Source organism: Kingella pumchi (assembly GCF_022288825.1).
Lineage (GTDB): Bacteria > Pseudomonadota > Gammaproteobacteria > Burkholderiales > Neisseriaceae > Kingella_D > Kingella_D pumchi.
The window spans coordinates 581-21,926 of sequence record NZ_JAKOOW010000017.1; the positions used below are offsets into that span (position 1 = coordinate 581).

23 protein-coding genes and 2 pseudogenes are annotated in these 21,346 nt (G+C 58.0%); 21 read left to right on the top strand and 4 right to left on the bottom strand.

Features of this window, described 5'->3' with window-relative positions:
• Positions 1–180, top strand: a 180-nt coding sequence (locus MB824_RS03940) for a hypothetical protein (RefSeq protein ID WP_238746161.1), incomplete at its 5' end; no start/stop codon positions are given.
• Between the two features lie 241 nt (positions 181–421).
• Here the strand turns inward: MB824_RS03940 and MB824_RS03945 are convergent.
• Genes MB824_RS03945 through MB824_RS03955 form a run of 3 tightly spaced genes read right to left on the bottom strand, consistent with a single transcriptional unit; the run spans position 422 to position 1,563 of the window.
• A complete protein-coding gene (locus MB824_RS03945) occupies positions 422–715 on the bottom strand; it encodes a hypothetical protein (protein ID WP_238746162.1) in 294 nt (97 codons plus the stop codon).
• On the bottom strand, positions 708–1,202 hold the full coding sequence (locus MB824_RS03950) for a phage holin family protein (protein WP_238746163.1): 495 nt from the start codon (positions 1,200–1,202) through the stop codon (positions 708–710). Before MB824_RS03950 ends, MB824_RS03945 begins: the two co-directional genes overlap by 8 nt.
• Positions 1,203–1,236: 34 nt before the next feature.
• Entirely contained in the window at positions 1,237–1,563 is a 327-nt protein-coding gene (locus tag MB824_RS03955) for a DUF883 family protein (protein ID WP_238746164.1), read from the bottom strand.
• 279 nt (positions 1,564–1,842) lie between these two features.
• Between MB824_RS03955 and ppk2 the strand changes: the two genes are divergently transcribed.
• The 9 genes and pseudogenes from ppk2 to MB824_RS04000 all read left to right on the top strand — a co-directional run.
• Positions 1,843–2,760, top strand: coding sequence for a polyphosphate kinase 2 (ppk2, locus tag MB824_RS03960; RefSeq protein ID WP_238746165.1), 918 nt, complete (start codon positions 1,843–1,845; stop codon positions 2,758–2,760).
• An 82-nt stretch (positions 2,761–2,842) separates the two neighbouring features.
• On the top strand, positions 2,843–3,103 hold the full coding sequence (locus tag MB824_RS03965; RefSeq protein ID WP_238746166.1) for a hypothetical protein: 261 nt from the start codon (positions 2,843–2,845) through the stop codon (positions 3,101–3,103).
• A 13-nt stretch (positions 3,104–3,116) separates the two neighbouring features.
• Positions 3,117–3,773 (top strand): energy transducer TonB, encoded by a 657-nt coding sequence (locus MB824_RS03970; RefSeq protein WP_238746168.1) that lies wholly within the window; start codon positions 3,117–3,119, stop codon positions 3,771–3,773.
• Between the two features lie 118 nt (positions 3,774–3,891).
• Entirely contained in the window at positions 3,892–5,568 is a 1,677-nt protein-coding gene (locus tag MB824_RS03975; RefSeq protein ID WP_238746170.1) for a formate--tetrahydrofolate ligase, read from the top strand.
• Between the two features lie 104 nt (positions 5,569–5,672).
• Complete coding sequence (orn, locus tag MB824_RS03980) at positions 5,673–6,233, top strand: oligoribonuclease (protein ID WP_238746171.1); 561 nt, start codon at positions 5,673–5,675, stop codon at positions 6,231–6,233.
• A gap of 252 nt (positions 6,234–6,485) precedes the next feature.
• Positions 6,486–8,513, top strand: a complete 2,028-nt coding sequence (uvrB, locus tag MB824_RS03985; RefSeq protein WP_238746173.1) for an excinuclease ABC subunit UvrB — start codon at positions 6,486–6,488, stop codon at positions 8,511–8,513.
• Between the two features lie 87 nt (positions 8,514–8,600).
• Positions 8,601–8,879 (top strand): annotated as a pseudogene (locus tag MB824_RS03990) (IS1595 family transposase); the annotation flags it as partial.
• A gap of 309 nt (positions 8,880–9,188) precedes the next feature.
• Positions 9,189–9,464 (top strand): hypothetical protein, encoded by a 276-nt coding sequence (locus MB824_RS03995; protein WP_238746175.1) that lies wholly within the window; start codon positions 9,189–9,191, stop codon positions 9,462–9,464.
• An 81-nt stretch (positions 9,465–9,545) separates the two neighbouring features.
• Positions 9,546–9,710, top strand: a pseudogene (locus MB824_RS04000) (IS1595 family transposase); the annotation flags it as partial.
• Positions 9,711–9,790: 80 nt separating this feature from the next.
• Here MB824_RS04000 and MB824_RS04005 read toward each other — a convergent pair.
• A complete protein-coding gene (locus MB824_RS04005; protein WP_238746177.1) occupies positions 9,791–10,471 on the bottom strand; it encodes a type 1 glutamine amidotransferase domain-containing protein in 681 nt (226 codons plus the stop codon).
• A 299-nt stretch (positions 10,472–10,770) separates the two neighbouring features.
• Here MB824_RS04005 and MB824_RS04010 point away from each other — a divergent pair, with 299 nt between their 5' ends.
• From MB824_RS04010 to gap, 11 genes are all read left to right on the top strand, one after another.
• Positions 10,771–11,637 (top strand): LysR family transcriptional regulator, encoded by an 867-nt coding sequence (locus MB824_RS04010; RefSeq protein ID WP_238746179.1) that lies wholly within the window; start codon positions 10,771–10,773, stop codon positions 11,635–11,637.
• On the top strand, positions 11,634–11,879 hold the full coding sequence (locus MB824_RS04015) for a hypothetical protein (protein ID WP_238746180.1): 246 nt from the start codon (positions 11,634–11,636) through the stop codon (positions 11,877–11,879). Before MB824_RS04010 ends, MB824_RS04015 begins: the two co-directional genes overlap by 4 nt.
• 306 nt (positions 11,880–12,185) lie before the next feature.
• The gene (locus MB824_RS04020) at positions 12,186–12,644 is read left to right on the top strand and encodes a hypothetical protein (protein ID WP_238746182.1); all 459 of its coding nucleotides are present in this window, start codon (positions 12,186–12,188) and stop codon (positions 12,642–12,644) included.
• Positions 12,645–12,860: 216 nt separating this feature from the next.
• Positions 12,861–13,517: a fumarylacetoacetate hydrolase family protein gene (locus MB824_RS04025; RefSeq protein WP_238746184.1), complete on the top strand. Its 657-nt coding sequence runs from the start codon at positions 12,861–12,863 to the stop codon at positions 13,515–13,517.
• A 74-nt stretch (positions 13,518–13,591) separates the two neighbouring features.
• Positions 13,592–15,034, top strand: coding sequence for a surface lipoprotein assembly modifier (locus tag MB824_RS04030; protein WP_238746186.1), 1,443 nt, complete (start codon positions 13,592–13,594; stop codon positions 15,032–15,034).
• A gap of 130 nt (positions 15,035–15,164) precedes the next feature.
• A complete protein-coding gene (locus MB824_RS04035; protein WP_238746188.1) occupies positions 15,165–17,153 on the top strand; it encodes a transglutaminase family protein in 1,989 nt (662 codons plus the stop codon).
• Between the two features lie 139 nt (positions 17,154–17,292).
• Complete coding sequence (locus MB824_RS04040; RefSeq protein WP_238746190.1) at positions 17,293–18,390, top strand: TerC/Alx family metal homeostasis membrane protein; 1,098 nt, start codon at positions 17,293–17,295, stop codon at positions 18,388–18,390.
• 27 nt (positions 18,391–18,417) lie between these two features.
• Positions 18,418–18,957, top strand: coding sequence for a KdsC family phosphatase (locus tag MB824_RS04045; protein WP_238746191.1), 540 nt, complete (start codon positions 18,418–18,420; stop codon positions 18,955–18,957).
• A complete protein-coding gene (gene lptC / locus MB824_RS04050; protein ID WP_238746193.1) occupies positions 18,954–19,532 on the top strand; it encodes an LPS export ABC transporter periplasmic protein LptC in 579 nt (192 codons plus the stop codon). Before MB824_RS04045 ends, lptC begins: the two co-directional genes overlap by 4 nt.
• On the top strand, positions 19,510–20,025 hold the full coding sequence (gene lptA / locus MB824_RS04055) for a lipopolysaccharide transport periplasmic protein LptA (RefSeq protein ID WP_238746195.1): 516 nt from the start codon (positions 19,510–19,512) through the stop codon (positions 20,023–20,025). The genes lptC and lptA overlap by 23 nt, the downstream gene beginning before the upstream one ends.
• A 246-nt stretch (positions 20,026–20,271) precedes the next feature.
• Positions 20,272–21,303, top strand: a complete 1,032-nt coding sequence (gap, locus tag MB824_RS04060; protein WP_238746196.1) for a type I glyceraldehyde-3-phosphate dehydrogenase — start codon at positions 20,272–20,274, stop codon at positions 21,301–21,303.
• Positions 21,304–21,346: the final 43 nt, after the last annotated feature.

Here is a 21,346-nt window from a genome sequence, read left to right on the forward strand (position 1 = left end):
TCATTCCCGCGCAGGCGGGAATCTTGTCAGGATTCAAGCAATGTATTGTTTTATAATATATTGTCGAATATCAAACAAGGTTCCCGCCTGCGCGGGAATGACGGCATTGCTTGTTTTTCAGGCTGCCTTGTTATCGTTTATCGTCGTTGCCATGTGGCAGCCAAGCCAAAGGCCGTCTGAAAGTTCGCCAACCCGTTTTCAGACGGCCTTTTGGCAACAGCATAATCCGTAGCAACTGTATTTTTCACCCCGTCGGGCAAAAATACCAAAACTCAAATCAAGCCGTTTGGATACCNGAAAAGCAAAACCAGCGCCGGCCACCCATAGCCCCCGACACGGCCACCCGCCGATACGGATAAACCGCTAAAAAACGCCGTGTTTCAGGCTGCCTGAAACGCGGCGTTTTGATCTGCACAAACCTTCAGCGGTTTTCTTCTTTGCTGTCGCTGCCGAACAAAGCCAGCAGCACACCGCCCAGCAGCAGGCGGTATTTCCATTTGGACGGCAGCAGCGCCAGTTTCAGCAGGCCGCGTTGCTGCAGCAGGCGGTTGCCCAGTTCGAGCAGTTGCGGCAGGGCGTGGTGTTTGCGGTTTTCCTGCGCTTGGCGGCGGCGGTGCAGGCGGCTTTCGGTTTGCAGTTTGAGACGGGCGAGCCGGCATTGCAGCTGCAAGAGTTCGCGTTCCTGCTCGCGGGTCGGGCGCGGATGCTCATTCATTTTCCGTCTCCTGTGTTGGTTCGGCCGGCGGCGGCCTGCTGCCAGCAGCGCGGCGCAGACGGGCGATGTCTTCCTGCAGATCGGCCAGCGTTTCACCAACGCGGCCGCTGTGAAAACGCCAGATGGCGGGAATCTGCCGCAGCAGCAGGTAAACCGCCAGCAGCAGCGCCGCGGCAACGGCGGCAAACACCGGCACCCGCCAATGCGGCGGCAGCAGCAGGTAAAGCAGCAGCAGCGCCACGGCCAGGGCGATAAAGGCGAGCACCGCGGCGGCGGCAATCAGGGCGGCGATTTTCAGCGCGCCGCCCAACTGGCCTTCGGCGTCCAACCGCAGCAGGCGCAGGCGCAGCAGCAGCAGTTCGGCGCCCTGCCCCAGCTGGTTTTTGGCGTGGCGGATTTCCTGTTTGAGATTCATGGCGTGTCCGGTTTGGTTTTTCAGGCTGCCTGAAAACGGGGAAAAGCAGCCTGAAACCGTCTTTTTCATCATCACTTGCGGTTTCAGGCTGCCACGGAACCGCTCTTTAGCGGCGGTTGAGCAAAATGCCCACCACCAAGCCGACCAGCGCGGCAAAACCCATGGCGTAATAGGGTTTGTCGTTGATGTATTCGTCGGCCTGTTTCACGCGGTATTTCACTTGGTCTGCCGCGCGTTCTTCAAAATCAGCCAGTTTGCCTTTGGCCTGCTCGAACTGGCGCTGGAGTTTCTGGCGCAGCGCCTGGGTTTCTTCCGCACCGCGATCCACGGTGGTGTCGTACAGGGTTTCGGCCTGTTCCAGCACGCTTTGGATTTCGCGCATCAGCGCTTCTTTCTGGCTTTCAAAATCACGTTTGGACGAATTGTGTCTCATGTTGAGATTCCTTCTTCAAGTTACAGCAGCGGCGGCTGCCCGAACGGCGGAATTGCCGTTTGCGGCACTATATAAGACGGCAAGCAGATTTGGCAAGCCGCCTGTTGCGCGCGTGACCTGCAGCGGTTTTCAGGCTGCCTGAAAACTGTTTGAAAGGGTTAAATCATGTTAGTATGAACGGCATGAAAAACGCCTTTTGCGGCAGAAAAACAAACGTATGCACATCAGGAAAAAACCGCCCCTTTTTTACCCACGCTTAACAACAGAAAGGACACTTCCATGAGCGACCACCAACCCCAGCCGTTTGAAAAAATCGAATTGGGCGAGCAGCGCGAAAGCCTCAAAATCTTTGAAGAAGCCGTCGTCAAATACGAAGGCCGCGTCAGCAGCGAAGACAGCAGCTCCGCCCCGCTGCCGGACGATTATCCCTACAAAACCCGTATGGGCCGGCGTGAATACGAACGCGAAAAAGCCAAGCTGCAGGTCGAACTACTCAAAGTGCAAAGCTGGGTAAAGGAAAGCGGCCAGAAAATCGTCTGCCTGTTTGAAGGGCGCGACGCCGCCGGCAAGGGCGGCACCATCAAACGTTTTATGGAACACCTCAACCCGCGCGGCGCCCGCGTGGTGGCCTTGGAAAAACCCACCGAAACCGAGCGCGGCCAATGGTATTTCCAACGCTACATCCAAAACCTGCCCACCGCCGGAGAAATGGTGTTTTTTGACCGCTCTTGGTACAACAGGGCCGGTGTCGAGCGCGTAATGGGCTTCTGCACCCCGCAGGAGTACCTGCTGTTTATGCGCCAAACCCCCGAGTTCGAACGCATGCTGGTGGCCAGCGGCATCCACCTTTTCAAATTCTGGTTTTCCGTATCGCGCGAAGAGCAGCTGCGCCGCTTCGTCTCCCGCTATTCCGATCCGCTCAAGCATTGGAAGCTCTCGCCGGTAGATGTGCAGTCGCTTGATCGCTGGGACGACTACACCGAAGCGAAAAACGCCATGTTCTTCCATACCCACACCAAAGACGCGCCGTGGGTCATCATCAAATCCGACGACAAAAAACGCGCCCGTCTCAACTGCATCCGCCACTTCCTGAGCGTGCTCGACTACCCGAACAAGGATGAAAAAGCCATCGGCCGCATCGACCCGCTGCTGGTGCTGCATCCGGATATGAACGCCACTTCGCAGGAGCGCGGCTAAAGCAGACAGGCAGCCTGAAAACGCAAAAAATGTTTTTCAGGCTGCCTTTTGTTTATTCCGATTTCCGATAACAGGAGCCGGTATGCTTAAAATCAATAGGGTCATCGGCATTCTCGGTGGCAATACCATCACGAAAATCCTAGTTGCCTACGCAGTTTACAGCCTGATTTGCAAATGGATTGTTTCATGGGGCGGCGCCGAATTTCTCGAAGGCCGCTGTCTTTCATGGCTGTTTGATTTCGATCAGGAAGACTCTGCCGAAACCATCCGCAACTGGACAAAATTAAGCTGGCTGGGCATTAGTGTGCTGCTGGTTTTGATTTTGCTCGTACGCTTTTTTTGACTGTGAGAAAACCATGACTTTTTCCCGTATTTTTCCCGCTGCCCTGCTGCTGGCAGCTTTTAGCGTTCATGCTGCGCCGGATACGGCGGCAAGTACAAAACTGCCGCCGCTGATTGCCGCTGCTGCCGTAAACAGCCAGAATTTTCCGCAAACCGGCCGGGCGGTTTTTCTGCTGGATGTGGATGAACAAGGCAAGGTAACGCGCGTACGCCTGCAGCATGTCGACCGCACCGTTGCCAAACAGGCAGCTGCTTTGGCCTTGACGAAAAAAATCCAGCCCATCCAAGAATGCAGCAACGGTACCGCCCCCGATTACCGGCCCTCATGCCGCAATGTGGCAGGCACGGCGGTTCAGGAAGCATTTTTTGTCGTGGGTGCCCAGCAAAAACGGGATTTGGATATCAGCGGTATTAGTAAAGTGCCCCTGCCGCCGCCGCCCTACCCGCCGGTTTCGATAGAAGAAAACGAACAAGGCATGGTGCGCGTGCGTTTTGTTGTCGGCAGCGACGGCAAAACATACGGCGCGCGTGTTACCCGCTCTTCCGGCTACCACCGCCTAGATCGCGCCTCCGTACGCGCTATAGAACGCCAACCACAATTTGAACCTGCGCGTTTGCAGGGCAAACCGGTATGGATTGAGATGGAGCGCGGCTTTAATTACGCATTCTAAGCAGCACCCCGCCTGCTATTTTCAGGCTGCCTTTTTCCCTTTTCCGCCCAAGGCAGCCTGAAAACCCACCATTTCTTTTTTCAGGCTGCTTTTCAGGCCGCCGCACAGGAGATACCCCATGAGCTTCAAAACCGATGCCCAAATCGCCCGCGAAGCGGCGATCCAGCCCATCCGCCACATTGCCGCCAAACTTGGCATCGGCGAAGAGCAGCTTGAGCCATACGGCCGTTACAAAGCCAAAATCAACCCCGCCGACGCGTTCAGGCTGCCCAATAAAAACGGCCGCCTGATTCTGGTTACCGCCATCAACCCCACACCCGCCGGCGAAGGCAAAACCACCGTCACCATCGGCCTGGCCGACGCGCTCAACCGCATCGGCAAACAAGCCGCCGTCGCCATCCGCGAACCCTCGCTCGGCCCCGTGTTCGGCATCAAAGGCGGCGCGGCCGGCGGCGGTTACGCGCAAATGCTGCCGATGGAAGACATCAACCTGCACTTTACCGGCGATTTCCATGCCATCGGCGCCGCCAACAACCTGTTGGCCGCCATGATCGACAACCACATCTACCAAGGCAACGCGCTCAATATCGACCCCAAACGCGTGCTGTGGCGCCGCGCCATCGATATGAACGACCGCCAGCTGCGCAACATCGTCAGCGGCAACGGCAAGCCCACCGACGGCGTGCTGCGCCCCGACGGCTTCGACATCACCGTCGCCAGCGAAGTGATGGCCGTGTTCTGCCTGGCCCGCGACCTGGCCGATTTGAAAGAGCGGCTGGGCAATATGCTCGTCGCCTACGCCAAAGACGGCAGCCCCGTTTTCGCCCGCGACCTCAACGCCCAAGGCGCAATGGCCGCCTTGCTCAAAGACGCGCTCAAACCCAATCTGGTGCAAACCATCGGCGGCACGCCCGCCTTCGTCCACGGCGGCCCCTTCGCCAACATCGCCCACGGCTGCAACTCGGTAACCGCTACCCGCCTTGCCCTGCATCTGGCCGACTACGCTGTTACCGAAGCCGGCTTCGGCGCCGATTTGGGCGCGGAAAAATTCTGCGACATCAAATGCCGTCTCTCCGGTCTCAAACCCGACGCCGCAGTCGTCGTCGCTACCGTGCGCGCGCTCAAATACAACGGCGGCGTCGCCAAAGAAGAGCTGGGCGCGGAAAACCTTGCCGCGCTGGAAAAAGGCCTGCCCAACCTGCTCAAACACATCGCCAACCTTAAAACCGTCTTCGGCCTGCCCGTGGTCGTCGCCATCAACCGCTTCGTGTCCGACACCGACGCCGAACTCGCCCTGATTCAGGCTGCCTGCGCCGAACGCGGCGCCGAAGTCGCCCTCACCGAAGTGTGGGCGCACGGCGGCGCGGGTGGCGAAGACCTGGCGCGCAAAGTCGTCACCGCCATCGACAGCCAGCCCAACCGTTTCGCCTTCGCCTACGACACCAACGACAGCATCCCCGACAAACTCCGCGCCATCGCCACCAAAATCTACGGCGCCGCCGACGTCGAATTCAGCGCCGAAGCCCGCGCCGAAATCGCCTCGCTGGAAAAACTCGGCCTAGACAAACTGCCGGTGTGCGTCGCCAAAACGCAATACTCATTTAGCGACAATCCCAAACTCTTGGGCTGCCCGAGCGGCTTCACCATTACCGTACGCAGCCTCACCCTGTCGGCCGGCGCCGGCTTTATCGTCGCCGTATGCGGCAGCATCATGAAAATGCCCGGCCTGCCCAAAGTGCCCTCGGCCGAGAAGATTGATGTGGATGCAGACGGCAATATTACGGGGCTGTTCTAAACCCCAAAGGCAGCCTGAAAGCCGTTTCCCGCTTTTCAGGCTGCCTTTGAATCCCCAGCCGCTGCCGCTATAATCGCGCCCTTTTTCCCCGAAACGAACCCGATATGCAAGACCAAAACAATCTGTGCTGGCTGGATATGGAAATGACCGGCCTGAATCCCGACAACGACAAAATCATCGAAGTGGCGATGATCATCACCGATAAAGATCTGAACGTGCTGGCGCAGTCGGAAGTGTATGCCGTGCATCAGAGCGACGAAATCCTAAACGGCATGGATGCCTGGTGCACCGCCACCCACGCCCGCACCGGCCTTACCGAGCGCGTACGCCAGTCCAAGCTGGATGAGCGCGAAGTCGAGCAAAAACTGCTGGAATTTATCCGCCAATGGATACCGGCCAACGCTAGCCCGATGTGCGGCAACACCATCCACCAAGACCGCCGCTTTATGGCGCGCTATATGCCCGAATTGGAAGCGCATTTCCACTACCGCAATCTCGACGTTTCCACGCTCAAAGAGCTGGCGCGCCGTTGGAATCCGCCGGTTTACAAAGGCTTTGCCAAAAAAGGCGCCCACAAGGCGCTGGACGACATTTTGGAGAGCATCGAAGAGCTGCGCTACTACCGCGAACACTTCCTGCGTCTGCCGCAAACTACGGAGCAGTAAGGGCACATCAGCACGGCAAAAAGCAGCCTGAAAACTTTTTCAGGCTGCTTTTTGCTCTTTTTCTTATCTTTTCGGCGCAACAGAAATCCGCTTTGCCAACCTTGCCCGCCGCCCATCTGGCGCCAAAGTTTCAGGCTGCTTTTGCCCGGCAAGCAGCCTGAAAAAGCAGCCGTCCGCTTTCAGGCTGCCGTAAAAGCCCTATCCGTCTGCGCTATAATCCGCCGTTTTCCCGCGTTCAGGCAGCCTGAAAAAATGCAAGTCATCCAATACGAAAACTCCCCCTTCAAACTCCACCAGCCCTTCCCGCCCGCAGGCGACCAGCCCACCGCCATTGCCGGCCTGCTCGAAGGGCTTTCAGACGGCCTTTCCTACCAAACCCTGCTCGGCGTAACCGGTTCGGGAAAAACCTACACCATGGCAAACGTCATCGCCCAAAGCGGCCGCCCCGCCATCATCATGGCGCACAACAAAACCCTGGCCGCCCAGCTTTATGCCGAGATGCGCGAGTTTTTCCCTGAAAACGCCGTCGAATATTTCGTCTCCTACTACGATTACTACCAGCCCGAAGCCTATGTGCCCAGCCGCGATTTGTTCATCGAAAAAGACAGCGCGATTAACGAACACATCGAGCAGATGCGCCTTTCCGCCACCAAAAACCTGATGACGCGCGACGACGTGATTATTGTCGCCACCGTGTCCGCCATTTACGGTATCGGCGACCCGACCGAGTATCAACAAATGGTGTTGTCCGTCAAAGAAGGCGACACTATCGAGCAGCGCGACATCATCGCCACGCTCGTTTCCATGCAGTACGAACGCGGTGATTTGGATTTCAAACGCGGCAGCTTCCGCGTGCGTGGTGACGTGATTGACGTGTACCCCGCCGAAAGCTCCGAAAACGCCTTGCGCATCAGCCTGTTCGACGACGAAATTGACCGCCTCGATATGTTCGACCCGCTTTCAGGCAGCCTGCACCAACGCGTCGGTCGCTACACCGTCTTCCCGTCCAGCCACTACGTTACCCCGCGCGACACCGTCTTGCGCGCCTGCGAGAGCATCAAAGACGAATTGCGCGAACGCATCGAATTTTTCGCCCGCGAACAACGCCCCGTCGAACAACAACGCATCGAACAACGCACCCGCTTCGACCTCGAAATGCTCTACGAAATGGGCTTCTGCAAAGGCATCGAAAACTACTCCCGCCACTTCTCCGGCAAAAAAGAAGGCGAACCGCCGCCCACGCTGATGGACTACCTGCCCGACAACGCCATCATGTTCATCGACGAAAGCCACGTTACCGTTACCCAAATCGGCGGCATGTACAAAGGCGACGCATCGCGCAAGCAAAACCTTGTAGATTACGGCTTCCGCCTGCCTTCCGCCCGCGACAACCGCCCGCTCAAATTCCACGAATTTGAAAAAGTCATGCCGCAAACCATTTTCGTTTCCGCCACCCCCGCCAAATACGAAGAAGAACACGCCGGACAAGTGGTCGAACAAGTCGTCCGCCCCACAGGGCTGGTCGACCCCCAAATCATCATCCGCCCAGTCGCCACTCAAGTCGATGACTTAATGAGCGAAATCAACGAGCGCATCCAAAAAGGCGAACGCGTGCTCGTTACCACCCTCACCAAACGCATGGCGGAGCAACTCACCGACTATTACAGCGAACTCGGCATCAAAGTGCGCTACCTGCACAGCGACATCGACACCGTCGAGCGCGTTGAAATCATTAGAGATTTGCGGCTCGGGCTGTTTGACGTACTCGTCGGCATCAACCTCTTGCGCGAAGGTCTCGACATCCCCGAAGTCTCCCTCGTCGCCATCCTCGACGCCGACAAAGAAGGCTTCCTGCGCTCACACCGCAGCCTGATTCAAACCATAGGCCGCGCCGCGCGCAACGTGAACGGCGTCGCCATCCTGTACGCCGACAAAATCACCGATTCCATGAAAGCCGCCATCGACGAAACCGAACGCCGCCGCGAAAAACAGATGAAATTCAACGAAGAACACGGCATCGTGCCGCAGCAGATTAAAAAACAGGTTAAAGACATCATCGACGGCGTGTACCACGAAGAAGACAGCGGCAAAGGTCGTAGACAAGGCAAAAACAAAGTCAAAGTCGGCGAAATCCACAACGAAGAAGACGCGATTAAAGAAATCGCCAAACTCGAAAAAGCCATGCAACAGGCGGCGCGAGATTTGCAGTTTGAAGAGGCGGCGGTGTTGCGGGATAGGATTCGGGGGATTAAGGAAGGGTTGTTGTTTGGGGCAGAGTGATTAATTTTTATGGATTTTTTGGAGGATTAAATGGAAAATAAACTTTTTGGGGCTGACGTAGATTAGCAGTTATGCTAGGCTATGAAAATGAAGATAACCAATTGTAAATTAAGCAAGAGAATTCAAAAGAAACTGCTTGAATTTTTTGTGCTCCAAGTTACCGCCCGTTCCGCTGCCGATATTTTGGGCATTCAGCCCAACTCCGCCATTCTGTTCTACCGCAAAATCCGTATGGTTATCAGCCATCATTTGGCCTTGGCTGCCGATGAGGTTTTTGAGGGCCCCGTCGAGTTGGACGAAAGCTATTTCGGCGGACGGCGTAAAGGCAGACGTGGTCGCGGTGCGGCAGGAAAAGTGGTTATTTTCTACACCACAATCCGATTTTTATCCACTTTATACAAAGGAATATCCATGAGCATCGCAAATTACCCCATCATCCCCAATGACCAAACAGGCAAAACCGATTTGTTTTTGGCAACTGCCGAGGATATTGCGCAATGCGAAGCGGCGTTGAACACCCAGTTTGAAGCCGATTACCGCGAATACGTTACCCGCTACGGGGAGGGCGATTTGGGCGTGTATCTGCGCGTTTATCTGCCTGAGCAAATTATGAAGGAGCGGCCTGAATGACTGGAACGCATCACGCGATATTGGTTTTGGGACGAGGGCGCGGACGTGCTCACCAAAGAGCAGGTGTTGCAATCTATCGCGGTGGCGGATACTTTGGATGGCGACGAGATTATTTGGTTTGAAGGTCGCTATTATGTGTTGCCGCGCGAGGAGGAAAAAATCTACGATTTGGGCGCAACGCTGGGCGAGGCGATTACTTGGCTGTTTGAATCGGGCGTGCTGGGGAATTTTGAAGACGAGGATGAAGACGAGAACGAGGATGGTGGCGAAATCAAATTTAAGCCGTATGACCCCAGCCAATATTCCGATAACGAAGACTAACATTCAGGCGGCCTGAAACAGCTAAACAGCGTTTTCAGGCTGCTTAATTTGTAGAAAATAACCGCGTTGTTTTCTACACATAACGGCATTGAGAATTTTTGGAATCAGGCAAAACGCGTCTTGCGCAAATACAACGGGACTGACCGCAAATCTTTCCCACTGTTCTTGAAAGAATGCGAATTTCGATTTAACTTCGGCACACCGTCCCAACAGCTTAAAATCCTGCGGGATTGGTGTGGAATTTAGGGCCAATCTACGTCAGCCCCCAATATAAAGCAGCCTGCACTTTGAATTTTCCAAGTGCAAGCTGCTTTTTCAATACTTCATCAACCCAATGCCTTGGCCAACGCCACCCCTACGCCTTTGGCGGATGCCGGGTTTTGACCGGTAATCAGACGGCCGTCCACCACCACGTTTTCCGCCCAGTTCGGCGCGGCATGGTGTTTTGCGCCGTGTTCAACGAGCTGGGTTTCCAGCAGGAAGGGGACGATTTTAGCTCCGCCCGTTGCTTCTTCTTCGGCGTTAGTGAAAGCAGCAACGTTTTTGCCGCTAACCAGATATTCGCCATTAGAAAGTTTCGCGTCCACCAGCGCAGCAGGGCCGTGGCAGACGGCGGCAACGATACCGCCGTTTTCATACACTTCACGGATAAGGCGTTGCGCATCAAGGTTTTCGCGGAAATCCCACATCGTACCGTAGCCGCCGGTAAACAGAATGGCGGAATAGTCCGCGCCGTTCAGGTCATCCAGCCCGGGCACAGCTTGCAAGCGTTGTTGCAGGTCAGTTTGCTGCCAGTAATGGGCGTTCACGGGGTCATCCATATTCAGGCTATCGGCATCAACGGGGGCGACTCCGGCTCGGATGGCGGCGATTTCGCTTCGGTGCCCAGCGGCTTCGGTTTCATGCATGGGGTGCGTGAGTTCGGACAACCAAAAGCCGGTGGGTTGACCGCTTGCGCCTTTAACGGCATTGCTGGTTACAACGTAGAGAATGGGTTTGTCGGACATATGTGTCTCCTGTCTGCAAGGTTGGTAAACAAAGGCTGGTTTCCAGAGGAACTTTTGGCTGTATTCAGCAGTCTGAAATTCAAAAAAAACAAGAGTTTAAGAAGCAAAATTTATTTTAAAGGATTTTCACGCAACATTCGAAGCGTAAAAAGAAAACAGCACGCCCGCGTATTTTTTCGGCAGTTTTTTCATCTCGTTCCCATCAAAAAATCCATATTGCACAGTTTATACCGTTTATAAAAACACGAAAATAATATAAATTGGCAAACGCAGCTAAAAAATGCACAAAGGAAGCAATAATGGATTGGGACTGGAACGGCATCCGCCACTTCACCGCCCTCGTGGAAAAACAAACCCTTACCGCTGCCGCCGAACACTTGGGCGTGCAGCACAGCACCGTCTCGCGGCAAATCACCCAGCTGGAAAACGCCCTCGGCCTGCGCCTGTTCGACCGCATCGGCAAACGCTACCTACTCACCCCCGAAGGAGAACGGCTTTACCGCCATGCCTGCGAAATCTGCAAAGATATGAGCATGTTGCAGCGTACCGCGCGCGAACAGGCCGAACTGCGGCACAGCGTCGTCATTTCCGCACCGCCATTCGTCGCCCGACTCCTGCTGATGCCCCACATTACCGATTTCTACAGAAAACACAACGATATACGCCTTATCATCCAAAGCGATGCCGCACTCGCCGACCTGCACGGCCGCCAAGCCGACATCGCCCTGCGCCTCGTCCGCCCCACCCAAAACGACCTTACCGTGCGCCGCATCGCCCATTTTTCCTACCGCATCTACGGCCATGAGGGCTACCTGGAAACCACCCGCCGCAAAGACTGGCGTTTCGTGCAGATTGCCGTAAACACCCGCTTTTCCCGCTGGTTTGCCGAACAAATCGGCGAAGATGCAGACATTTCCTTCGCCAGCAACGATTTCGCCGCCGTCAAACAAGCCGTGTGCGAACAAATCGGCATCGGCATCCTGCCTGATTTCGCCGTTTTCCCCGCCGACAGGCTGCATCCCGTCTCATTCAATCCGGATGCCCCGCCGCCCGAATTCTCGGAGGAACTCTTGCTGGTGATGCACGAAGACGTGCGCCGCAGCCCCAGCGTAAGGGCAGTGGCGGATTATTTCGCGGAGGCATTGGAACACATGTCGGCAATATGAAAAAGCAGCCTGCACTTTATCAAAACCCAAATGCAGGCTGCCTGAAAACGAAGTCCGTAGGCCGTCTGAAAGCGGTGTTGCTCCAACAGTTCGGCAAGGTGCCGGCCTGCGCGCCATTCGATTTGCCGCAAATAGGCTTGCGCGGCTTCGGGCTGGGGGAGTTGGCGGTATTCGGTGAAGTTTATGTGATTCTCCTGAGGCTGGCATTCGTTTGCGCGGGATTTTATAGTGAAAAGATATAGTGAAATAAAATAAGAAAGATACAAGGCAGCAAGCCGCAGTCTGCAGGGTGCGAGCAAGCGTAGCGTGGGTCATGCGTAGCAAGCGTAGTCTGTATGCGTAGTCTGTGTGGTTCTGCCACGCACGCGGTTTCCAATCTCTCAAAAGCCCCGTACATGCCTGCGCCACCCCACCACAAAAGGCAGCCTGAAAGCCGTTTCGGCAGATTCAGGCTGCTTTTTTAAGGTTAAATTTTCCGCTTTTGGGGCAAATTTCTTTAATTTGGTTTAATTTCTGTTAAACTCGCTACCCGATAAGCGAGACTCCCTATGAACCGAGACAACCATCTGCCCGCGAGCATCCATGCTTTTGCCGGCAGCGACCACCAAGACTGGCACGTGCGCTTTAAGCTGCTGTGGCAGGCGCTGGTGCCGGCCAGCGGCTATGCGCCAACCCTGCAGGGCGAAGTTTTGCGCTTAAGCGGCCGGGTGTGGGAATCGGTTTATCTCTACGACGGCGCCAACTGGGACAGCGCAGGCTGCGCCCGTATGCTCGAGCGTCTCGAACAACTGCTCGCCGGCGGCCGCCGCCTGCCGGACTTTGCGGAATTCTCCCGCTTAAATCAGGCCGCCGCCGCGCGCAGCAGCGACCATACCGTTTACGACCGCATCTGCCGCCTGGCGCTGGAATGGGTCGAACTCAATCCCGAGCTGCAAAGCATAGCGTATACGGAAAGCAGCCTGAAAAGCGGTTGGTTCGGTCGGATTAGGCGCTGGTTCGGTTACTGAACAGCCGTTGTGTTGATAAGGCTGTTGCCCCGTAACATTCAGGCAGCCTGAAAGCATTTTGCCTTTTTCAGGCTGCTTTCGTTTGGCGGCAGCCTGAAAGGGGCAAACAGACAATCCCCTGCTTTTCCGCTACAATCCGCGGCTTTTGCGGATGCTTGTCAGAATCACGCCGCATTGTCGTCTGAACATTCTGTTTCTCTGATTTCTCCGAATATTATGACTTCCGTATCGCTTGGCGGACGCAGCGTCCGCGCCAACAATATTTTCTGCATCGGCCGCAATTACGCCGCCCACATCAGCGAGCTGGGCAATGAAAAGCCCGCCGCGCCGCTGGTGTTTCTCAAGCCCAACAGCAGCCTGCTGCAGGGGCCGGCCAAGCTGGTGCTGCCGGCGGATGCGCACAATGTCCATTACGAAACCGAACTGGTACTGCTGATCGGCCGCGCGGCGGATGAGCTGGCACCGCAAAACGCGCTGGATGTGGTGGCGGGACTGGCAGTGGGACTGGATCTGACCGAGCGCGGCTGGCAGCGGCAGGCGCAGGAAAAAGGGCTGCCGTGGACGCGCGCCAAAGGCTTCAAACACGCCGCCTGCGTATCGGAATTTGTGGCGGCCGATGCGTTGGATGCGGTGCGCGAACACGGTTTCAGCCTGCATTTGAACGGCCGCCTGCAGCAGCAGGGCAGCCTGAAAAACATGATTTTTCCGCTGGAAGAGATTCTGTGCACGCTGGCGCGCGATTATGGTCTGAACGAAGGCGATCTGGTGTTTACCGGCACGCCCGAAGGCGTCGGTGCGCTGGTGGCGGGCGATGTGCTGGAATTGGATTTGGCCGGCCAAGTGCAAACCCGCTTTGAAGTGGCCGCCGGCTAAAGCGCCCGAGTTTGCCGTCGCCTGCTTTCAGGCTGTCTGAAAACGGCGCCCTACCCGATTTCGATTGGCCGAATATGAAACGCCCAACCCTTTTGCTTTGCAGCCTGATGCTGCTGACGCCGCCGCTTTTGGCCGATGATGTCGTTAAAACCGACGAACCGGAAACCCGCTTCGATATGACGAAGCCGACCAATCCCGACCAAACGCCCGCAAGCGCGCCGCAGCCGGCGGCGCAGGGCGGCGATACGCTCAATATCAGCCCCGAAGAGCTGCTCAAGCAGCCTGAACTTTTGGAGCGGGCGCTGTTTTCGTCGGTGCTGTTTAACAATGTTGAAGCGGTGAAAGTGCTGCTGCCGATTTATCTGCAGCTGCCGGAGCAGTACCGCCGCGGCGCCGATGCCGAGCTGCTGCTGATTTTGTCCCGCGCGATGGTGGCGCGTGCCGACGGCCGTTACGGCGAAGCGGTGCGGCTCTACCGCGAAGCGCTCGCGCGCAAGCCGGAGATGTCGATTGTGCGGCTGGCGCTGGCGCAATCGCTGTTTGAAGACCGCCAAAGCGAAGCGGCACGCGACCAGTTTGTCCGCCTGCGCAGCGAGCCGGAGCTGCCGGACAATATCCGCAGCCTGTGCGACCAATACATCGAAGCCATCGACAAGCGCGGCGGCTGGTCGGTTTACGGCGGCATGAACTATACCCGCGACAACAACATCAACAACACCCCCAGCCGCCGCCAGGTACGGCACGGCAACGGCGTATGGACGCTGCCCGAGCCCGAGCGCGCGCAGGGCATTTCCTATCAGGCCGGCGCCTCGCGCGACTGGAATCTCAAAGGCCGCTATTCGCTGCGCACCGCCGTCGATGTTTACGGCAAAAGCTATTGGGACAACCACAAATACGATGATTTGAACCTGCGCGCCACCGTTGGCGGCGTGTACCGCACCGCCCGCACCGAAACCGCCATCCTGCCCTATGTCGAGCGCCGCTGGTACGGCACCAAGCCATATGGTCGCGAAACCGGCCTGCGGCTCGAATGGTCGCGCTGGCTTACACCGCGCACGCAGTTTCAGACTGCCGCCGAGTGGGGCAAAGAGCTCTACGACCGGCGCAAATACCTTGAAGGCTACCATGTCAATGCCTCGGCTACCTGGCTCTTTGTGCAGAACGCGCGCCAATATTGGATGGCCGGCGTCGACGTCAGCCGCAAAACCGCACAAGACGACAGCGATGCCTACTTCCGCCGCGGCCTGCGTGTGGGCTGGACGCGCGAATGGGGCAAAGGCTTTTCCACTTCGCTTACCGGCAGCGTCGGCGAGCGCCGCTACGACGGCGTGGATATCACCAACGTGATCCGCAAAGACATGGAATACTCCGGCAGCCTGGCGCTGTGGAACCGCCGCATCCACCTGTGGGGCATCACGCCCAAGCTGGTGGCGGTGTGGCAGAAAACCCGCAGCAACCATCCTTTCTACGGCCACCAAAAGGCCAATGCCTATCTTCAGTTCAACAAAACCTTTTAAGGTTTTCAGGCTGCCTGAAAGCGTAACAGCAGGCAGCCTGAAAAGTGTTTTGCGCGCCGTTTAACCCCAAAAGCAGCCTGAAAACCCCGCCTGCCGCTTTTCAGGCTGCCTTTTTCCCGCTTATCCGACAATGAACAGCTACCATCTACCGGGCATCCGCCCCGCCTTCCTCGAAACCCAACCCGCGCTCAGTACGCTGCTGCTGGCGCTGGGCGCTTTATCGGTGGTGTCGCTGCCGCTGCTGCTGCAACTGCCCTTAAGCGTGGGCGTGCTGTTCGGCCTGCTGCTGGCGGTGCGGGTGGCGCTGCTGCTGGCCGGCGTGCGCGCGGTGGACAACCGCCTGCTGCTGCCGCTGCTGGGCGCCATCGTCGCCGCAGTGTGGAAGCTGCTGGGCAGCATTATCGGCCTGCAGGGCGGCATCGCTTTTTTGCTGCTGGTGGCGCTGCTGAAGTCTTACGAAGGCAAAAGCCGGCGCGACTGGCAGGTGCTGGTGCTGGCGATGCTGTTTCTCACCGCCGGTTCGGTGCTGTTCGACCAGGGGCCGGCGGCCGGTTTGTGGATGCTGCTGTGTCTGGTGGTGATGGCGTTGGTGCTGGCGTTGTTGAACGAAATGCCGTGGCGGCCGGCTTTGCGCCAGAGCCTGACCGGCTTTCTGCTGGCGCTGCCGCTGATGCTGCTGCTGTTTGTTGCCATGCCGCGGCGCGAATCGCCGCTGTGGCAGATGCCCAACCCGCAAAACAAGGCGGTTACCGGCCTTTCCGACCGCATGAAGCCCGGCAGCATCAGCGATCTGGTGCAAAGCAACGAACCGGCGTTCACCGCCACTTTCGATCAGGGCTATATGCCGCAGCGCCAGCAGCTCTATTGGCGCGTGCTGACCCTGCCCGCCTATGAAAACGGCGCCTGGCAGGCGGTGCAGGGCGTGGCGGATGATGCCGTGCCGCAGGAAGGCAAACGCATCGGCTATCAGATGATTGTTGCCGACGAGCGCGGCATGCTGCCCGCCCTCGACTATCCGCCGCCCTTTGAAAAGCGCGGTTTCAACCGCGAATTGGGCAATGTGTTGCGCGTGCCGGAAAACAGCGGCGTGCGCCGCGTGCGCCTTGAAGCGCTGCCCGACAGCCTGCTCTACCAGCGGCTGACCCGCGGCGAAGCCGATTTCTACCGCCGCCTGCCGTCGGCCGCCAGCAATCCGCGCACCGTCGCCCTTGCCCGCAAGCTGGCTGCCGCCAGCAACGGCAGCGTCGAGCGTTACGCCCAAAGCGTGCTCGAATATTTCCATCGCGAGCGTTTTGCCTACACCCTGCAGCCGCCGCAGATGCCCGATGCCGATGCCACCGACCGCTTTTTGTTCGAGCACCGCCGCGGCTTTTGCGAACACTATGCCGATGCCTTTGTCAGCCTGATGCGCGCCGCCGGCATTCCCGCCCGCGTGGTGACCGGCTATCAGGGCGGCGAATACGATGCCGAAGGCGGCTTCTGGCAGGTACGCAGCAAAGACGCTCACGCCTGGGCGGAAGTGTGGCTGCCCGAGCGCCAGGCCTGGCGGCGTTACGATCCCACCGCCGCTGTTTCCGCCGACCGCATCGAACAGGGCGTGGCCGCCGCCCTGCCCAGCGGCGAAGCCGAAGGCATGATTGCCAACACCGGCCGCTGGAGCGCCTGGCTCGACCGCAGCCGTTTTTACTGGCAGCAGTGGGTGGTCAATTACGACGACAACCGCCAGAAAAGCCTGTTTGCCTCGCTCGGCCTCGGCCGCGTCGGTGTGTTCAGCATCCTGGCGCTGCTGGCGCTGGGCGCGCTGCCGGTGCTGCTGCCGGTATGGCTGTGGTGGCGCCGCTCGCGCCGGCAGGATGCCGATCCGCTGCGCGACGGTTTCGCCCTGCTCAAATACCGCCTGCTCGGCGCCGACTATCCCGAGCTTGCCGCCGTCGGCCCGCAGGAATTGCGCCGCGAGCTGGCACGGCAAAACCGGCTCGAAAGCAGCCTGAAAGCCTTGATCGACGACTATATCCGCCTCAATTACGCCGCTGCCGGCAGTCCGGCCGCCGCCGTGGCGCAGGCATGGTTCCGCCGCGCGCGCCGGCTGTCGAAAAAATACCGCCTGGCCGACGGCTGAATACCGCTTTTCAGGCTGCCTGAACGCAGCAAAGCAGCCTGAAAAAGCCCTGCGCCAAAGCGCGAAAATAGATTAGAATGGCGGCCTTTTGCCCCGCCTTTTTTCCGCAACCACCACACTCCACACAAAGGAAAAGCACATGAACCATTTAGGCTTCCCGCTGGAAACCGTTGCCGTATTTGTCCTGCTCTCGGTCGGCGCGATTGCCATCGACCTTTTCGCCCATAAAAACGACCAGCCGATGTCGCTCAAAAGCGCTTCGCTGTGGTCGGTGTTTTGGGTATTGGTGTCGCTGGCCTTCGGCGGCTATCTGTGGGTTCACCACGGCAGCGAAACCGCCAGCCTGTTTATCACCGGCTATGCGCTGGAAAAAGTGCTGTCGGTGGACAATCTGTTTGTGATGATGGCGATTTTCGCCTGGTTCAAAGTACCGGAAGGCTACCGCCACCGCGTGCTCTACTGGGGCATTATCGGCGCGATTGTGTTCCGCATGGTGTTCGTGGCCATCGGCACCGGCCTGCTGGCGCTGGGGCCGTATGTCGAACTGGTGTTTGCGCTGATTGTCGGCTGGACGGCGGTGATGATGCTCAAAGCCGGCGACGATGAAGAAGAAAACGAAGACTACTCCGACCACCTGGCCTACCGCTGGGTGCACCGCTTCTTTCCGGTATGGCCGCGCCTGTTCGGCCACAACTTCTTCCTGAATACCAAAGAGCTGGAAGAAGCCCGCTCCGCCCATCCCGACGTGCATCTGGAATTGGCCGGCGAAGATGTCAAACATCCCGAAAAAAGCCATCCGCACCAGATGAAAAAAGGCGCCTGGGTGGCCACGCCGCTGTTTCTGTGCCTAGCGGTGATTGAGATTTCCGACGTGATGTTTGCCTTTGACAGCGTGCCGGCGGTGATTGCGGTATCTAAAGAGCCGCTGATTGTGTACAGCGCGATGATGTTCGCCATTCTCGGTCTGCGTACCATGTATTTCGTGCTCGAAGCGCTCAAAGGCTATCTGGTGCATCTGGAAAAAGCGGTGATCGTGCTGCTGTTCTTTATCGCCGCCAAACTCGGCCTGGCCGCTTCCGAGCATATTTTCGGCGTCGGCTACGAGATTTCGCCCAATGCTTCGCTGCTGGTGGTGATTGTGGTGTTGGCGCTGGGCATTGTCGCTTCATTCGTTTTCCCCGAACGCGAAGAAGCCGAAGACAAGCCTGCCGACGGCAACGATGCCGCCGGCGAATAAACCCCGTTTTTCAGGCAGCCTGAAACCATGTTTTCCCACTTGCCCCGCCCGCTTATCGAACGCGCCGAACGCATCCGCCTGCTGATTATGGATGTGGACGGCGTGCTGACCGACGCCAAGCTGCTGTTTGACGCCGACGGCCGCATGAGTAAAGCCTTCAACACCCTCGACGGCCACGGCATCAAAATGCTGCAGGAGAGCGGCGTGCAAACCGCCATCATCACCGCCCGCAGCGATGCTGCCGTCGATGCGCGCGCCGCGCAGCTGGGCATCGGTTTTTACCGCAAAGGCAGCAGCGACAAAAAAGCCGTTTATCAGGTGCTTCTGGCCGAAACCGACCTGAGCGAAGCGCAATGCGCCTATATCGGCGACGATGTGATCGACCTGCCGGTAATGATCCGCTGCGGCCTGCCGGTAGCGGTGCCCAACGCCCACGCCGAAGTGCGCAAACGCGCCGCCTACACCACCGCCGCTGCCGGCGGCAACGGTGCCGTGCGCGAATTGTGCGACCTGATTATGTACGCCCAAGGCAGCTTTCAGGCTGCCTTAGACAGGTACCTGCAATGAGCCGCCTGCGCAATCTGATGTTTCCGCTGATGCTGGCGCTGATACTCGGCGGCCTGAGCGCCTGGCTCGGCCGCATCAGCGAAGTGAAGCTGGAAGAAGTAGCGCTTAAAGCCGACGAACCGCAATATCTGATGACGCAGATGCGCGGCGTGCGCTTTGCCGAAGACGGCAGCCTTGGCGAGAGCCTCAGCGCCGAGCGCGCCTGGCAGCTGCCGGAAAAACGCTACGTCCATTTCCAAAGCCCCGAGCTGCACCTCTACCAAAACGGCCGCCAGCAATACCAGGTACGCAGCGCGCAGGCGCGTTACGACACCGAAACCCGCCAGGTATTGTTCGACCGTGAAGTGCTGCTCGACAAACCCGCTGACGGCGAGCGCCCCGCCGCCCAAGTCAGCACTGCCTCGCTTACCGTCGATACCCGCGCCCAAACCGCCTACACCGACCAAGCCGTCAACTACCGCTACGGCCGCTCCAGCGGCAGCGCCCACGGCATGCGCTACGACCACAAACAAGGGCGGCTCGATCTGCCCGCCAAAGTGAAAGCCCTGATTTATGACACCGACTCGCAACGCTAAATTCCTGCCTGCCGCCCTGCTCCTGCTGGCGCTCAGCTTCAGCGCCCACGCGCTGGAGAGCGACCGCAAACAGCCGATTTCCATCGACGCCGACAGCGGCTCGCTCGACCAGAAAAACCAGGTTACCGTGTTCAGCGGTAACGTCATCATCAAACAAGGCAGCATCAATATGCGCGCCGAGCGCGTGCGCCTGACCCGCGACAAACAGGGCAACCAAACCCTGCAGGCCGAAGGCAGCCCGGTCAAATTCGGCCAGCAGCTGGAAAACAAAGGCTATGTCGAAGGCCAGGGCAACCGCGCCGAATATTCGTCCGCCAGCAATATGATCCGCCTGTCCGGCAACGCCAAAGTCCAGCGCGGCGGCGATGTCGCCCAGGGCGAAGTCATCACCTACAACACCAAAAGCGAAGTCTATACCGTGCTCGGCAGCAAGGCGGCGGGCACCAAAAGCGGCCGCCGCGTCAGCGTGATTATCCAGCCCAGTGCCAAATAACACCTTTACTATCGTAGGCAGCCTGAAAACCCTTTGCGGCAGTTTTCAGGCTGCTTTTTTGTGTTGTCCGGGTTTTTAGGCAGCCTGAAAAATCCCGAACGCAGCCGACGGCAGGCAGCCTGAAAAGCCGGACGGCAGTTTGTAGCCCGCTGTAGTTTTCAGGCTGCGTTTTCGGTATAATCCGCGCCGCCCGGCAACGCGAGTTTTGCCGTTTTTGTTTGTCCGCAACCCGTCAAGGAAACACCCATGTCTATCAAAATCGCCATCAACGGCTACGGCCGCATCGGCCGTCAAATTGTCCGCGCCATCTACGAATACGGTTTGGGCGACCAACTCAAAATCGTCGCCATCAACGGCAGCGGCGATCTGGCCACCAACGCCCACCTGACCCAGTTTGACACCGTGCACGGCCGCTTTGCCGCCAAAGTTGAAGAAGACGGCAGCAATCTGTTGATCAACGGCGACAAAATTCCCTTCTTCTCCACCCGCAACCCGGCCGAGCTGCCGTGGAAAGCGCTGGATGTCGATCTGGTGATGGAATGCACCGGCGCTTTTTGCAGCAAGGAAAAAGCCCAAGTCCATCTGGATGCCGGCGCCAAAAAAGTGCTGATTTCCGCTCCCGGCAAAGGCGATGTCGATGCCACCGTGGTTTACGGCGTCAACCATCAGGTACTCAACCCCGGCATGACCGTGGTGTCCAACGGCTCCTGCACCACCAACTGCCTGGCGCCCGTCGCCCAAACCCTGCACAATGCGCTGGGCATCAACAAAGGCCTGATGACCACCATCCACGCGGTAACCAACGACCAGGTGCTCACCGACGTGCGCCACTCCGACCTGCGCCGCGCCCGCAGCGGCATGCAGAACATGATTCCCACCAAAACCGGCGCCGCCAAAGCGCTCGGCCTGGTGCTGCCTGAATTGCAGGGCAAACTCGACGGCCTGGCCATCCGCGTGCCCACCATCAATGTTTCGCTGGTCGATCTCACTTTTGAAGCCGGCCGCAACACCGATGTCGAAGAAGTCAACGCACTGATCAAAGCCGCATCCGAAGGCAGCCTGAAAGGCATACTCGGCTACAACACCCTGCCCCTGGTTTCCGGCGACTTCAACCACAACAGCCACGCCAGCGTGTTTGACGCCACCCAAACCAAAGTCTCGCAAGGCAATCTGGTCAAAGTCTTTTCATGGTACGACAACGAATGGGGCTTCTCCTGCCAGATGCTCAACACCGCCCGCGCCATGTTCGGCGAAACCGTCCGCCTGCCGCTGGCCTAAGCCTTTCGCTTTTATCCAAGATGCGCCCTGCCCCGTTTGCAGG

Excerpts from the sequence above, each read along its gene's own strand:
- ppk2 (WP_238746165.1), top strand. The coding sequence starts at position 1,843 with ATGAGCGACCACCAACCCCAGCCGTTTGAAAAAATCGAATTGGGCGAG.
- gap (WP_238746196.1), top strand. The coding sequence starts at position 20,272 with ATGTCTATCAAAATCGCCATCAACGGCTACGGCCGCATCGGCCGTCAA.
- MB824_RS03950 (WP_238746163.1), bottom strand. The coding sequence starts at position 1,202 with ATGATGAAAAAGACGGTTTCAGGCTGCTTTTCCCCGTTTTCAGGCAGC.
- MB824_RS04015 (WP_238746180.1), top strand. The coding sequence starts at position 11,634 with ATGAAAAAGCAGCCTGCACTTTATCAAAACCCAAATGCAGGCTGCCTG.
- MB824_RS03945 (WP_238746162.1), bottom strand. The coding sequence starts at position 715 with ATGAATGAGCATCCGCGCCCGACCCGCGAGCAGGAACGCGAACTCTTG.
- MB824_RS04020 (WP_238746182.1), top strand. The coding sequence starts at position 12,186 with ATGAACCGAGACAACCATCTGCCCGCGAGCATCCATGCTTTTGCCGGC.
- MB824_RS04040 (WP_238746190.1), top strand. The coding sequence starts at position 17,293 with ATGAACCATTTAGGCTTCCCGCTGGAAACCGTTGCCGTATTTGTCCTG.
- MB824_RS03965 (WP_238746166.1), top strand. The coding sequence starts at position 2,843 with ATGCTTAAAATCAATAGGGTCATCGGCATTCTCGGTGGCAATACCATC.
- MB824_RS03975 (WP_238746170.1), top strand. The coding sequence starts at position 3,892 with ATGAGCTTCAAAACCGATGCCCAAATCGCCCGCGAAGCGGCGATCCAG.
- uvrB (WP_238746173.1), top strand. The coding sequence starts at position 6,486 with ATGCAAGTCATCCAATACGAAAACTCCCCCTTCAAACTCCACCAGCCC.
- MB824_RS04025 (WP_238746184.1), top strand. The coding sequence starts at position 12,861 with ATGACTTCCGTATCGCTTGGCGGACGCAGCGTCCGCGCCAACAATATT.
- lptC (WP_238746193.1), top strand. The coding sequence starts at position 18,954 with ATGAGCCGCCTGCGCAATCTGATGTTTCCGCTGATGCTGGCGCTGATA.
- MB824_RS04005 (WP_238746177.1), bottom strand. The coding sequence starts at position 10,471 with ATGTCCGACAAACCCATTCTCTACGTTGTAACCAGCAATGCCGTTAAA.
- lptA (WP_238746195.1), top strand. The coding sequence starts at position 19,510 with ATGACACCGACTCGCAACGCTAAATTCCTGCCTGCCGCCCTGCTCCTG.
- MB824_RS04030 (WP_238746186.1), top strand. The coding sequence starts at position 13,592 with ATGAAACGCCCAACCCTTTTGCTTTGCAGCCTGATGCTGCTGACGCCG.
- MB824_RS03970 (WP_238746168.1), top strand. The coding sequence starts at position 3,117 with ATGACTTTTTCCCGTATTTTTCCCGCTGCCCTGCTGCTGGCAGCTTTT.
- MB824_RS03955 (WP_238746164.1), bottom strand. The coding sequence starts at position 1,563 with ATGAGACACAATTCGTCCAAACGTGATTTTGAAAGCCAGAAAGAAGCG.
- MB824_RS04045 (WP_238746191.1), top strand. The coding sequence starts at position 18,418 with ATGTTTTCCCACTTGCCCCGCCCGCTTATCGAACGCGCCGAACGCATC.
- MB824_RS04035 (WP_238746188.1), top strand. The coding sequence starts at position 15,165 with ATGAACAGCTACCATCTACCGGGCATCCGCCCCGCCTTCCTCGAAACC.
- orn (WP_238746171.1), top strand. The coding sequence starts at position 5,673 with ATGCAAGACCAAAACAATCTGTGCTGGCTGGATATGGAAATGACCGGC.
- MB824_RS04010 (WP_238746179.1), top strand. The coding sequence starts at position 10,771 with ATGGATTGGGACTGGAACGGCATCCGCCACTTCACCGCCCTCGTGGAA.